Consider the following 11,727-nt stretch of genomic DNA (forward strand, 5'->3'; position numbering starts at 1 on the left):
CCGCGGTGGTCGTGTCGGGCCGGCGCCCGAGGAAGGTGGCGAGGCGGCCGACGTCGCGGATGTAGTTGCGCTGGGTCTCGTGCGAGAACCGGCGCAGGCTCATGTCATCGATCAGGCGCTGGCGCAGGGGGCTGACCGCGCTGGCGGGGAGAAGATCGTGCATCGTGGGGCTCCTCGGATGAAGGAGCCGCGATGCTCGGCCCGCCTCCGACGGGCCTCAAACGATACGCGACGGTCCCGACCCTACCGCGCCCTCACCACACGCACCCTCCCGCGCAGCGGGTTCGTTCTTCGGCCAGACGACGTCATGCCGGATCGCCATCGCGCGCAGAATCGGACATTCGGCTTGGCGCCCATCCGAGTGCACTGACGCGGAGGTAGGATTCACGCATGGGGTGAGGCGTGCGAGTCCTCGCCAGAGCTCAGACGGTATGCGTGCTCCTTAATCCGACCTGATCCGCCCCCACTGGAGTGGTCCGCCCTGAGGTATGGCCTGCGGGCCAGGGTCACGGAAGCCAACGCCCAGATACTTAAGCCAAGCAAATAGACTCTGATGCAGTGACCCTCGAACGCCTCGACGCTGGCCGGGTCGTAGACGGCCGCAAGACGGTCGCGCTTGTCCGGCGCGGGCTAGTGGCCTCGGGCGCAAAGAAACCCGCTCACGCATTCGGGGCCGGAACTCGATGATCAGACGGGTCTGGGCGCGCGCCGACAAACTTCGCGCGCCCAGGCCGACACACTACCCGCTCCTGCCGACAAACTTCCTGCGCTCGCACATCAGGCCTCGCAGCATCAGCCTCGTCCTGCGAGCAGGGGACCGGCCAGGATCCTGTTGAGTCCGATCACGCCGAGCAGGACGGCGGCGTGCAAGGCGAGATCCGTCGCGGTGGCGTCGTAGGAGTGGAACGGCATCAGCATCGTCGCGGCGACCGCGGCGACGGCCAGGCCCCCCAACGCCGCCGTCAGGTTCGGCCGAAGCGGGCAGGCCCGGCGCACCATGACGACCATCAGCGCCGAAAGCGGCACAGACACACAGACCAGGACACCGAGGCACATCGTCATGTCGTGGGGCCCGGAGATGCCGGTGCCGGGAACAATCCGAACGTACAGGCAGCCCAGGCCGCTCGCGCCGATCCACAGGACGACGGCGGGCAGCGGCAGCAGCGCCCAAGCGCCGGAGCGTCCCGGCACGGCGGTGGCGAAGGCGGCGAGGGATGCAGTCACCGCCGTCGACATGGCCCCGAGCGCGGCGAGCATCAGGTTCGGTGCGCGCATCCGGATCAGAAAATCGCCCGCATCCATCCGTGTTGCTAGGATCAGTCCGACGAGCATCGCCCCCCCGAACCAGAACACGGCACGAACGCACGGCGCAGGCAGCGGCCGCACGGGTTTCAATCCTTCAGCGAGGTCCGCGACAAGCTTGTCGTGAGGGCTGAGCGTGACCATCACTCCTTCTCCTGGATCAGGCTGGCGCGCAGAGCCTCGATGGCTCGGTGCAGGTTGACCTTCAGCGCTCCCTTGCTGCGGCCGATGAGTCGCGCGGTGTCGTCCAGCGACAACTCGCGCAGGCCGAGATTCTCGATCGCCTGACGTTGGCACTCCGCCAGGGCGGCGACTGCGCGAGCCAGTGCCATGCTTCGCCCGCCCGCCCCCGGCGCCGTGCCGGTAGCGGGGCCGGGATCGACCTCGGCGCAATAGGCCAGGGGATCGTGGACCTCCTGCGGACCGCGGCCCGCCCGCCTCAATCGGTCGATCCCCCGGCGTCGGGCAATCGCGTGCAGCCACGGCAGGAAGGGTCGGCGGGGGTCATAGCCCGCTCTCGCCCGATGCACCGTCATGAGCGCGTCCTGCACGACATCGTCCACTGCCTCGCCCCTCACCCCCTGCGCCGGGCAATGCCCGCCACCACCGTCAGGCATGCCTTCGGGAGAATCCGGTAGGCCGCCGCGTCGCCGGCTTGCGCTGCCGCCAGCAAGCGGGCGAGATCCTCTTCGAGCGCCATCCGACTCCCGCCGATTTTTGCCCCGGCCCGCCTACGCTCTCATCGACAGCAGAGGTAATGACGAGGAGCGATGCGAAAAGCTCTCCGTCAGGTGGAGAAACGGCGGGGATCACCGGGCGACGGCCGGTTCGAGTGTCGCCGTCCGACTAAAGGCGTGCGGCGCCGAGGATGGTCCCGTCAGGTGCTTGGACCAGCACCGCCGCGGTCTCGCCTGCCGGTAGGGGAGTGCTGAGCGTCATCGCGGCACCCGACCATCGGCCGATCTCGCGCAGCGAACGCACGATGTTGGCCTGCTCGATCGTGCGACCGGCATTCTCGCCCCGCGCAACCCGCGTCGTGTGACTCGGGTCGAACCCGACCAGCACGACCGATCCGGAACCGCTCGCGGCTCCGAGTTTCACCGCCAAGCCGCCGCCATCCCGCACCAGGAAGACGGGGACCGATCGCCAAGCGCGTGCGCGTGCGACGGCGGCGCGCAACGCCGCCTCGTCGGAGCCGAGAACGTCCAGGTGACCATCGACGACGGCCTGAGGCGTATAGCTCGGACCACGCAACCGCGCCGCGTAGGCGCTCTGACGCGCCGTCGCGGCCGGCAGGGAATAGGCGTCACGCCAATCCAGGTGGTTCCAGTAGGTCACGTGGAACGCGAGCGGCAGCACGTCCGCACCCTCGTGAGCAAGCCGACCGAGCAGCGCCTCGGCGGGCGGACACGACGAGCAACTCTGCGAAGTGAACAGCTCGACGACCACCGGGCGCTCAGCCGCGCCGGCAGGCCCCAAGACGGACGACAGGAGCACGGGGGCGAGAAGGGTTGCGGCGTATCGCATTGTCGAGGCTCCGAGTTGCGAGCGATGCATGGAAGCTTCTCATCCGTTCGCCGCGCCCTGGGTCGCGGTTACTCGCCTTCGTAGCCGTAAAGTATGAAAATGATGCCGCGTCGTTGTACTCCGTGTCATCGATGAAGTGTTGATTTGATGCGTCTGGCCTCTGATGCTCCGGGTCGGACAGGAAGAGCCGTCACTCGGCATGATGAAGTGAGCGGCATTTTCTGTTCGACCGACGTGGCACCGTCCAGCTATGACGACGGTGCCTAACTCTTCATTTCACCCTTCGGCGATGTGCTTGAACATGTGAGCGCGCGCCTCATCGTCCATCTCGGCTTTGAAACTGAAGCGGTCCTTCAACCCGAGCGCTCTCTGCGCAGCCGGACGCGCGGCGATCTCGTCGTGAAGTCGCTTCACGTTCGGCAGCTTGTCCCAAGCATCCTCGCCGAGCACGAACGGCAGCATCCGTGCCCAACCCCAAACGCCCATGTCGACGATGGTGTAGGTGTCGCCGACCATGTACCGGCGACCTGCCAAGTGGCTTTCCAACACGCCGTAGTGGCGGCGTGCCTCGTAGGCATAGCGCTCACGGGCATACGGCACCGGCTCCGGCGCGAAGTGCCGGAAATGCACGGCCTGCCCTGAAAACGGACCGATCCCGGTGGCCACGAACATCAGCCACGACAGAAGCGGTCCCCGCTCGGTTGCACCGGCGGGTAGAAAGCGGCCGGCCTTCTCGGCGAGGTAGAGCAGGATCGCGTTGCTGTCGAAGACCGTGACCTCGCCGTCGACGATGGCGGGCACCTTTCCATTCGGGTTCACGGCGAGGAAGGCAGGCTCGAACTGCTGGCCGCGGCGGGTATCCACCGGCACGGGTTCATAGTCCAGACCGAGCTCCTCCAGCAGGAGCGCGACCTTGCTCGGATTCGGAGACAGGTTGAAGTAGAACTTGAGCATCACGTGCCTCGGGCAGCGAGGGCCTGAGCGTGTGCAATCCGGTTGGATCGGGGCAGCGCAGGCAGTCACCAGGTTGTGCCAGACCTCTCGCGGAAGCGAAAGCATCGGGTTTGGGCCGCACGCGGCACGGGTGGCCGTTCCTTCGGAATCATCCTTAAGATCGCCAGCGCTCGAAGCAAGCTCCCGTCACAGGCGTGGATGCTGATACTTCAGACTGTTTGCCCGGTCCGTCGCCCTACAGACAGCTGCAACGAGGTTCGGCCTACAGCCATCCCGCGTCCCCGCCGGGCACCAGCACCGCATGATTTATGGCAGGCCCGGATTGATCCGTCGACAGGCTCATGTGCGCGGCCACACGCGGATCCATCGCTCCGCCGGCACTCATGGACATGGCGCGATCGTCGCGCCGCGGAGACCTCCGATGCCCAACCCACTCTACGCACTCGCCCCGGTGATCGGCACCCTGGCCGCCTTCTTCGGCCTGATGATCGTCGCCTACGCCTGAACATCCTCTGCCAAGCACCGTGTCGAGGAACACCGCCATGATCCGCTCCGCCCTTGCTGTCATCGCCCTTTTCACCATCGCCACCCTCCCGGTTCGAGCCGCGCCGATCGACGCGCCGAGAGTCGTCGCAACCGCTGCACTGCCGAAGGCGCAGCTTCGCCACGTGACTATGAACGGAACCACGAAGCCGGCCGGCCTTACCCTCGACGGGCGCAGCGGGACCACGCCGGACCTCGACCGCAAGAGCGGCGAGCTCCACCGGCTCATCGTGACCTCGATCTGTACCGGCTGCTGACGGCCCGCACCGCGACGCCTCCCGTGTGAAGGGAACCTGAGTTTGGCATGCCCTACTGGTAAGCGGCCGAATTCATTGATCGACTCGATACGCTCACGTTCTTCTACGTCTGAATGTGGGTGCTTTGACCTTAAGACGGCTCGTCGAAGATCATTTGGCTTCCGGGGACCGGCAGCGCCCACTAATCCTCGTGGAAGTGATCTCCGCTCTCCGCGCGCGGAAGCGGCCCTCGACGCCCGGGGCATCACCAGGATGTCCATTTTCGGCTCTACGGCCCGCGGCGAGAACCGGACCGATAGCGACATCGACAACCTGATCGAAGTATCATCGGATACCTGCATGTCGCTCACGGGCTTCGTAAGACTAAAAAGCGACCTAGCCGAGATCCTAGGTCATCCGGTCTATCTGGCGGAATGGCTAAATCTGTATCCTCGCTTCGCAGCGTCGGCGGAACGCGATGCCGTGGCGGTGTTCTGATGCCGCGCGACCTCGAACTGCTTCTCGAAGACCTTCCGGACGCGGCACGTGGCGCTGTGCGGTACGCCTCAAATCCGACCCAGGATGGCTTCGAGCTGATGCCGACGACCGATTGGGATAGGTACCGCGCCCTCAAGGAGGCTGTGACCGAGCTGAGAGAGGTCGTGAAGAAGTCACTTGAGGATTTGAATATTAGACACGGCGAAATCGATGGGGCGGGCATGGCCGGTATCAGGAACATCTTCACGCATCAATACTTCCGGGTCGACATGGCGCGGCTTTGGCTTGCGGCCGTCTGGGAGTTTCCCGACCTAATCATTGTTTTTGATCAGGAAAAGCTTGCCACATCCAATCCTAGCCTTGCAACTAGCGGCTCGACATACGGAGTATGATAGCTCTGACGTTTGAAAGACGGTCCTCGCAAAGGGCGCCTTCCAATCGGACAGACATGCACACGAAAGCTCGAGCGAGAGGCGCGTCACGGTTGAGGCGACCAGTCGTTGCGATGCGCCTTCCGATCGGATTTGCGCCTGCGCGTCGTTCGTCATTCGTTCCACAAATTCTCCTCTCACAGGCGCCTCATCGGGTGACCGCAGCCTGATCTGCCTCAGCCTCATGCAGTACGAAGCCTTCAAGAGGGTCGACCTCTCGTCTCCACGGCGCCTCAGCGAGCACACGCCGCGCGTGCAGGTAACCGGCCTCCTCACGCGCTCGTATCCCGTTCGGGCTGAAATCGATGTCGCGCATATGGTCTTCTGCCTCAAGCCGCGGTGCGAGTAGCCGCACCACGTGCATGCGGGTCAGGCAGCCATACGCCGTCAGTGCCTTGATCTCCGGCTCGGCCGCGACCTCTGCGGGAAGCCGGCGGGCGAGTTCCGCAATGACGTGGCGGAGCCGGTGCGTCTGCTTCTGACGGGCGATGTGGCTGTGAGCGCGGCTGGCGTATTGGAGATCCTTCTGACGGTTGACCACCTCCCAGATGGTCCGAGGTTCAGGGCCGGACGGGTTCCACATATGCACGACGAAGATGATCCCATCGCGCCGCGGGTTGTCATCGAACACCGCTTCAACGGGCGTGTTCGAAAGAATGCCCCCGTCCCAGTACAGATCGTCACCGATACGCACAGGTGGGAAGGACGGTGGCAACGCTCCGGATGCCAAGACATGACGGAGGTCCAGAACTTCATCGCGGCTGTCGAAGTAGCGCATCTGGCCGGTACACACATGCGCAGCGCCGACCGTCAGCCTGCAGCCGCCGCCGTTGAGCTGCTTCAAATCGACGAGGTCAGCAAGCGTCTCACGCAGGGCCGCCATGGTGTAGTAGCCGACCGACTCAGGTGCGAGCGGCCAGTGAGGGTTTGCCAGCGCGAAGGGGTTGGGGGTGAAAAATCCTGCCACCCCCTGCATGATCGTGGACCAATGGACGGTCATTGGACCGAAGCCAGGCCAAGCCGATAGCTGTTCGCGCAGGGCACCGTGCTCGATGCGGCGCCAGAACGTGCGGAGGCGTTCGAGGCGCTGCCCGTGTGAGTTGCCGGCGATCAACACACCGTTGATGGCACCGATGGAGGTGCCGATGACCCAGTCGGGATCGACTCCAGCCTCGTGCAAGGCGCGGTAGACGCCGACTTGATAGGCCCCCAGTGCGCCGCCGCCTTGAAAGACGAGAACGACTTGACCGAGGTCCCGAAGAGTTAGTGCGTCGGGGGCTGGCGCTTGCATTGGATCCGGTGGGTTCAAGTTCTGGTCCTGGGACACGATGCTTCAGCGAGGCAGCGGGCCACCGGCGCGCGAACCGGATCCGTAGCGGGACACAGAGCGGCTCCGCTTCACCACAGGTGATGCCTCACGCGGTCCAGTCGAGGGCCGTCGATTGTTGAGCGTACCGCCGGCATGGCTGCCAGAACCGAGCCGCCTCGGGTCGGGAGTAGCAACCGGCTTCTGGCGACCGCCGGTCGCGCTGATTCGATCCCGAGCCGGTCCGCCCGTTTGCTGGCCGCTGCCGGTGTTTTGGGCGAGGGCAGGCCCCGAAAGGCAAAGAGCGAGCCCGACGATGAGGACACGATGCATAGAGATCTCCGCATTTCGGTGCTTGCCGTTTCCCTTCCACTCCGTTCGCTTGGTCAAGCCACCCTGTTACGCGTCCTTTTTGGTCCATCATCGCGCGAACGCCAGAATGAGCCCGATGCGGACGGCTGGGATCAAGCTCTCCTGCCCGACACCGCCGTGACAGGCGCACTGCGCATCGCCGTGAAGGTTCATGAGGCGGACGCGATGTTCGCGGTCCTGTCGACAGACCTCGGCGCCGGCGCGATCACGCTGCGAAGGCGATCCACACCTGAATAGGTCAAGGCCGGCGAGGACTGGGATGTTCGCTTTGTTCATCCTCAACCCGTTTCAGTTGGAGGGCAGCGCGGGCATAGCCGCCGGAAGCGCCATCCACGAAGTGGAGGTGATCGGCACTGAGCGGCGACGGACTGATGCAGGTCACAATCGCCGAATCCTGTTTATGAAGGCCGTAGCGCACGAGGCCGGCTCGCATCGCCGCCGCCAGTTGCGTTTCGATCGCGTCGACGGTCGCGGACGGGCAGGCCACGGTGAGGCGCAGGCCGTCGTCGTACTTGCGGAAATCTGCGTTGGCCGCGAGTTCGCGACCGTAGGCGCGCGGCGAGAAAGGTCCGACCGGTAGTCCTGAGCGGAACAAAGCGAAAGACCAGCAGCGTTTCGTGAAGAGCAGGGCACTACGGAGAGCGAGCGAGCCCGCCAATGGGCCGGCGGCGCGCGCCTCTGTGCCGAGTCCGGCCCACGGCGGCCGCATGCGCGGGCCCTGTTCCGGGAGAGGCCGTCCCATGGCCGGGCTCGCTTCGACGGCTTCGATCAGGTCGGAGAGGACGGTGTGCAGACTTGTCCGGTCGACGTTCGGGCATGGCACGACGATGAGCGATAGGACGATGCCCTCGGAAGCCGGGACGGGCGCGAAGCGGCAGGACAGGCCAGTCAGGTCGGGCCTTGCCCCCCTGGGTGCAGGCGGAACCGAATACAGGCCCCGTTTCATCGCCGCCTCCGCCCAGGCGAGACCGCCGCCGGAGAACATCGCATAATCGACCTGTACGGAAGCACGGTATCGAGCTACGCGCAGGTCGCGCCCAGCCGCGCGCACGGCAGAGATTGGGATCAGCGCCGCACGCAGGTCGAGGTTGAGAGCCTCTCCGACCCAGGTCACCGTCTGGGAGAGTACCGCCTCCACGGTCCCACGATCCTCCGGCCGAACGAGCAGGCTCGCACCATCGCCGCCGAACACGAAAGGCACGTCGACGCCCGGCAGCGCGTTGCGCACCGCCGTGATCGCCGCAGCGCCGGCGAAGTTGACGGCGCGGTAACGCCCCTGCTCGATCGCAGCCGTCGAGCGGACCACATCCGACAATGCTACGAACCAGTCGTCGGGAATCGGCACGTAGCGCGCCTCGTCGAGCACGTCGGCGAAGCGGTCGATGTAAGCAACCCCTTCGTAGCGGAACGGGAGTGAACCGGATGCGATAGCGTCACCCTGTTGGTAGAATGTCATGGCTAGATCGGAGCTTTCGGCCGGTGACCGGCAGTGTCGTCGCACCAACGGACAGGAAAGTCATGGAGTGTCCCTCGGTGCGATGACGTTGAAGCGCGGGATGGTAGGCCGATCCATCGCGAAGGCGGTTTGCATCGCCCTCGTCTCCAATGGCTGACTGCGAAATCGTGTTCCCAAGCGATCCCTGGATTCGACGAGGAGACCATGGCTGGACCAGCGGCTGCGGGGCATAGGATCGGGCCGAACATGCGAGCTGCCATTGAAGCCCTTTCCATGACCACCGCTTTACGAACGACCTCTGAGTCGCGTGTAATTACTCGGCTTTCGTCGACCGCAGCGATCTTGTTACCTGAAGCGTGCGCAATGCCTCGGCTTCTACGCCGGGATGAACGCGACCCAGCCCGCGCTGCCGAACGGAGCGCGAATCTTTGGACTGCCCCGATGGCGTTCGCGGACGGCCACAGAAATCGGATCTATCCCACTCCCGACCAGGTGGACCTGCTCCGCAAACCCCAACTGCGTTCGCGTGGAGTGCAACCGTGCGCGTCGTGAACGCGAGGAGGCTTGGCGCGAGCATCGCAAGCACATCCCTTCAAGATCTCGTCTCGTCGCCGGCTGGCACTTGTGCGCAGCCGCACGCGGATCCACCAATCCACCGGCACTCAGGATCATGGCGCGATCGTCCCGCCGCGGAGAACCACGATGTTCGATCCTCTGCTGACCCTTCCCCTCATCGTCGGCCTGCTCGCGGCCTTCTCTGGCGTGCTGGTCGTCGCCTCCATCTGAACACCCCCTGCTTCGAACCACATGAGAACCGGAGCCATGATCGGCATACCGCCATACGAAGAGGCTTTCCGCCGGAGACGAAGCTTGCCCTGACGCCTCCCGGAATCTTCGCCATGTCGAGTTGCTTCATCGTCCACGGCGTTTCAACACAGGTGCAGTCTTGGCTTAGCGGAACGCGCGCTAATCCCTTTCCCTTCAGGGAGAGGATGTAAGCGCGCCCGCGGCGGCAGCCGCGATCAGCGACCTTGGTTCTCGATGTACTGCTTCAGAATCGAAAGCGGAGCGCCACCGACCGATCCGGCGAAATAGCTCGGCGTCCAGAGGACTCCCCGGCTTTTCTTCACGGACCAGAACGAGGCGATCTCGGGGAATTCCTTCTTCAGCAGGCGACTCGACACGCCTTTCAAGCTGTTGACCAGCTCCGAGAGCCGCACCTTCGGCGGGTAGAACACCAGCAGGTGGACGTGGTCCCGCTCGCCGTTGAACTCGCGCAACTCCACCTCGAAGTCCGCACACACGCTTGCGAAGATCACCTGCAGTCGGTCGAGGTGGGGGCGGGTCAGCACCTTGCCGCGACGCTTGGTCGTGAAAACGAGGTGCGCGTGCAGGGCGAAGACCACGTGCCGCCCGGTGCGAAGCTCCATAGACCAAACCGCCGTTATGCCGTATGCGTCGTCTGTGAGCACAGCGACAGACCAACTGGTTCTGAAAGCCTTCAGCTTCCGCGTCAAGGACGCGACGAGCAGCAAGCGCCTGACCGCGCTCGCCAACGCGGTGAACACCGTCTGGAACTACGTCAACGAGATCAGCGCCCGGTCCGCGGACCGTGGCACGCTTTGGGCGACGAAGAAGCAGTTCCGCGACCTGACCAAGGGCAGCGGCAAGCTGCTCGGCCTCCCGTCCCAGGTCGTCCAGGAAGTCATCGACGAGTACGTCCTCAAGCGGCGCGCCGCCCACCGCCCGAAGCTACGCTGGCGCGCGAGCCGGGGGCCGAAGCGCGCCCTCGGCTGGGTCCCGTTCACGAACCAGGACGTCGCGCTCGACGGGGAGACGGTGCTCCTGCGCGGCCAGCGATTCCGCCTGTGGCAGCATCGCGCCGTCGAGGGTCGGATCAAGTCGGGCAACTTTTCGCAGGACGCACGGGGCCGGTGGTACTGCAACCTCGTGTGCGAGATGCCGCGCTCCCTCGGCAAAGGGCGCGATGAGGTCGGCGTCGATCTCGGGCTCAAGTCCGTGGCGAAGTGCTCGGACGGGCAGGAGCTTGAGCAGGCAAGGTTCTACCGCGACCTCGAACCCAAGCTCGCCGAGGCGCAGCGCAAGGGGCGCAAGCGGCAGGTGAAGTCGATCCACGCCAAGATCGCCAACAGACGCAAGGACACCCTTCACAAGTTTTCGCGGGCGCTGGTGGACCGCGCCCAAAGGATCACGGTCGGCGACGTGTCGGCCTCGGCGATGACGAAGACCCGGATGGCGAAGAGCGTGCTCGACGCCGGATGGTCGATGTTGCGCGGTATGCTCCGTTACAAATGCGATCACGCAGGGGTGGCCTACGCCGAGGTGGACGAAGCCAACACGACCCGGGCCTGCTCGTCCTGCGGCTGCCTCACCGGCCCCCGCGGACTTGCTGGTCTCGGCATCAGGCGGTGGACGTGCGGCGATTGCGGGGCGGAACACGACCGCGACCAGAACGCCGCGCGGAACATCGCCCGTCTCGGATGTGAGACGCCGTGCCCGTCCGGGCACGGAAGCCCCGCCTTTTAAGGCGGGGAGACATCACCTCCAGCTCGTTGCCTTCCCCTGTTCGCCCACTCATAAGGGCGGGCGGCTTGGAATCGCCGCATCAACATTCAAGCGTCCGGACCCATAACGGTAGTGCCGTCCGAGGTGACGTGATTCGAGGCCCCCTGCTGAAGGAGCCGATGGATCACTTTTTGCGGACGGACGAGCAGTTTGCGACGATCGCCCCGCACTGCCCACCGCTGCGCCGCCGGCGGCGAACGTATGGCCCGCCCCGTCCGCAAGTGGCTCTGGATCCGCTGGTCTGAGCAGTCCGCATAAACGTATCCGGCCTTCGGGCGAGCCCTTGGCCAAGATGAAGATCAGCGCGTCCTGCGCCTCATAAGGGGGTCGGCGTCGAACGCCATTGGCCAGCCAAAGGCTTCTAGGGCGTCTCTGCAAACTGTCTCATTCGTGCGAGCGCGTCAGCTTTTTGCTTTCTTCGAGCGTATTTGGCAGCGGCTTCGCTCTGTCTGCCGAGCGCCGAAGGGAGTGAACTCGTAGGTTTCGTGTGCCTGCCCCGAGTTTGCAGAGACGCCC

The 11,727-nt window shown here is 65.0% G+C and carries 15 protein-coding genes; 7 read left to right on the forward strand and 8 right to left on the reverse strand.

Annotated elements, in window-relative coordinates; genetic code table 11:
• Positions 1-792: 792 nt before the first annotated feature.
• The 5 genes from ME121_RS31355 to ME121_RS31370 form a co-directional block, all read right to left on the reverse strand.
• A complete protein-coding gene (locus tag ME121_RS31355) occupies positions 793-1,446 on the reverse strand; it encodes an NrsF family protein (RefSeq protein ID WP_043388073.1) in 654 nt (217 codons plus the stop codon).
• Complete coding sequence (locus ME121_RS31360; RefSeq protein WP_238232137.1) at positions 1,446-1,865, reverse strand: sigma-70 family RNA polymerase sigma factor; 420 nt, start codon at positions 1,863-1,865, stop codon at positions 1,446-1,448. The genes ME121_RS31355 and ME121_RS31360 overlap by 1 nt, the downstream gene beginning before the upstream one ends.
• A gap of 11 nt (positions 1,866-1,876) precedes the next feature.
• Entirely contained in the window at positions 1,877-2,002 is a 126-nt protein-coding gene (locus ME121_RS34660) for a hypothetical protein (protein ID WP_278305567.1), read from the reverse strand.
• A gap of 146 nt (positions 2,003-2,148) precedes the next feature.
• Positions 2,149-2,829, reverse strand: a complete 681-nt coding sequence (locus ME121_RS31365; protein WP_043388072.1) for a DUF1223 domain-containing protein — start codon at positions 2,827-2,829, stop codon at positions 2,149-2,151.
• 276 nt (positions 2,830-3,105) lie between these two features.
• A complete protein-coding gene (locus ME121_RS31370; protein ID WP_043388071.1) occupies positions 3,106-3,783 on the reverse strand; it encodes a glutathione S-transferase family protein in 678 nt (225 codons plus the stop codon).
• A 343-nt stretch (positions 3,784-4,126) separates the two neighbouring features.
• Between ME121_RS31370 and ME121_RS34665 the strand changes: the two genes are divergently transcribed.
• From ME121_RS34665 to ME121_RS31380, 4 genes are all read left to right on the forward strand, one after another.
• Positions 4,127-4,288: a hypothetical protein gene (locus ME121_RS34665; RefSeq protein WP_158713320.1), complete on the forward strand. Its 162-nt coding sequence runs from the start codon at positions 4,127-4,129 to the stop codon at positions 4,286-4,288.
• A gap of 37 nt (positions 4,289-4,325) precedes the next feature.
• Entirely contained in the window at positions 4,326-4,583 is a 258-nt protein-coding gene (locus ME121_RS31375; RefSeq protein ID WP_043388070.1) for a hypothetical protein, read from the forward strand.
• A 252-nt stretch (positions 4,584-4,835) separates the two neighbouring features.
• Positions 4,836-5,060 (forward strand): nucleotidyltransferase family protein, encoded by a 225-nt coding sequence (locus tag ME121_RS34670; RefSeq protein ID WP_051976313.1) that lies wholly within the window; start codon positions 4,836-4,838, stop codon positions 5,058-5,060.
• On the forward strand, positions 5,060-5,452 hold the full coding sequence (locus ME121_RS31380) for a HepT-like ribonuclease domain-containing protein (RefSeq protein WP_043388069.1): 393 nt from the start codon (positions 5,060-5,062) through the stop codon (positions 5,450-5,452). Before ME121_RS34670 ends, ME121_RS31380 begins: the two co-directional genes overlap by 1 nt.
• Positions 5,453-5,639: 187 nt before the next feature.
• On the opposite strand, the gene ME121_RS31385 is transcribed toward ME121_RS31380, so the two are convergent.
• Positions 5,640-6,782 (reverse strand): patatin-like phospholipase family protein, encoded by a 1,143-nt coding sequence (locus ME121_RS31385; protein WP_179240058.1) that lies wholly within the window; start codon positions 6,780-6,782, stop codon positions 5,640-5,642.
• A 171-nt stretch (positions 6,783-6,953) separates the two neighbouring features.
• Between ME121_RS31385 and ME121_RS34675 the strand changes: the two genes are divergently transcribed.
• Positions 6,954-7,406: a hypothetical protein gene (locus ME121_RS34675; RefSeq protein ID WP_179240057.1), complete on the forward strand. Its 453-nt coding sequence runs from the start codon at positions 6,954-6,956 to the stop codon at positions 7,404-7,406.
• 1 nt (position 7,407) lies between these two features.
• Here ME121_RS34675 and ME121_RS31390 read toward each other — a convergent pair whose 3' ends face one another.
• Positions 7,408-8,625, reverse strand: coding sequence for a DUF3095 domain-containing protein (locus ME121_RS31390; protein ID WP_059410225.1), 1,218 nt, complete (start codon positions 8,623-8,625; stop codon positions 7,408-7,410).
• Between the two features lie 624 nt (positions 8,626-9,249).
• On the opposite strand from ME121_RS31390, the gene ME121_RS34680 reads away from it, so the two are divergent.
• Complete coding sequence (locus ME121_RS34680; RefSeq protein ID WP_179240056.1) at positions 9,250-9,411, forward strand: hypothetical protein; 162 nt, start codon at positions 9,250-9,252, stop codon at positions 9,409-9,411.
• Between the two features lie 236 nt (positions 9,412-9,647).
• Here ME121_RS34680 and tnpA read toward each other — a convergent pair whose 3' ends face one another.
• A complete protein-coding gene (gene tnpA, locus ME121_RS31395) occupies positions 9,648-10,055 on the reverse strand; it encodes an IS200/IS605 family transposase (RefSeq protein WP_059410226.1) in 408 nt (135 codons plus the stop codon).
• A gap of 34 nt (positions 10,056-10,089) precedes the next feature.
• Here tnpA and ME121_RS31400 point away from each other — a divergent pair, with 34 nt between their 5' ends.
• The gene (locus ME121_RS31400; RefSeq protein WP_206407101.1) at positions 10,090-11,172 is read left to right on the forward strand and encodes an RNA-guided endonuclease InsQ/TnpB family protein; all 1,083 of its coding nucleotides are present in this window, start codon (positions 10,090-10,092) and stop codon (positions 11,170-11,172) included.
• Positions 11,173-11,727: the final 555 nt, after the last annotated feature.

It is taken from the genome of Methylobacterium sp. ME121 (genome assembly GCF_000974725.1).
GTDB classification, from domain to species: domain Bacteria; phylum Pseudomonadota; class Alphaproteobacteria; order Rhizobiales; family Beijerinckiaceae; genus Methylobacterium; species Methylobacterium radiotolerans.

What these genes read in the sequence shown, in the direction of transcription:
- ME121_RS34675 (WP_179240057.1), top strand. Translation starts at nt 6,954, where the DNA reads ATGGCTGCCAGAACCGAGCCGCCTCGGGTCGGGAGTAGCAACCGGCTT.
- ME121_RS31380 (WP_043388069.1), top strand. Translation starts at nt 5,060, where the DNA reads ATGCCGCGCGACCTCGAACTGCTTCTCGAAGACCTTCCGGACGCGGCA.
- ME121_RS34670 (WP_051976313.1), top strand. Translation starts at nt 4,836, where the DNA reads ATGTCCATTTTCGGCTCTACGGCCCGCGGCGAGAACCGGACCGATAGC.
- ME121_RS31365 (WP_043388072.1), bottom strand. Translation starts at nt 2,829, where the DNA reads ATGCGATACGCCGCAACCCTTCTCGCCCCCGTGCTCCTGTCGTCCGTC.
- ME121_RS34660 (WP_278305567.1), bottom strand. Translation starts at nt 2,002, where the DNA reads ATGGCGCTCGAAGAGGATCTCGCCCGCTTGCTGGCGGCAGCGCAAGCC.
- ME121_RS31375 (WP_043388070.1), top strand. Translation starts at nt 4,326, where the DNA reads ATGATCCGCTCCGCCCTTGCTGTCATCGCCCTTTTCACCATCGCCACC.
- ME121_RS31390 (WP_059410225.1), bottom strand. Translation starts at nt 8,625, where the DNA reads ATGACATTCTACCAACAGGGTGACGCTATCGCATCCGGTTCACTCCCG.
- tnpA (WP_059410226.1), bottom strand. Translation starts at nt 10,055, where the DNA reads ATGGAGCTTCGCACCGGGCGGCACGTGGTCTTCGCCCTGCACGCGCAC.
- ME121_RS31370 (WP_043388071.1), bottom strand. Translation starts at nt 3,783, where the DNA reads ATGCTCAAGTTCTACTTCAACCTGTCTCCGAATCCGAGCAAGGTCGCG.
- ME121_RS31355 (WP_043388073.1), bottom strand. Translation starts at nt 1,446, where the DNA reads ATGGTCACGCTCAGCCCTCACGACAAGCTTGTCGCGGACCTCGCTGAA.
- ME121_RS31385 (WP_179240058.1), bottom strand. Translation starts at nt 6,782, where the DNA reads ATGCAAGCGCCAGCCCCCGACGCACTAACTCTTCGGGACCTCGGTCAA.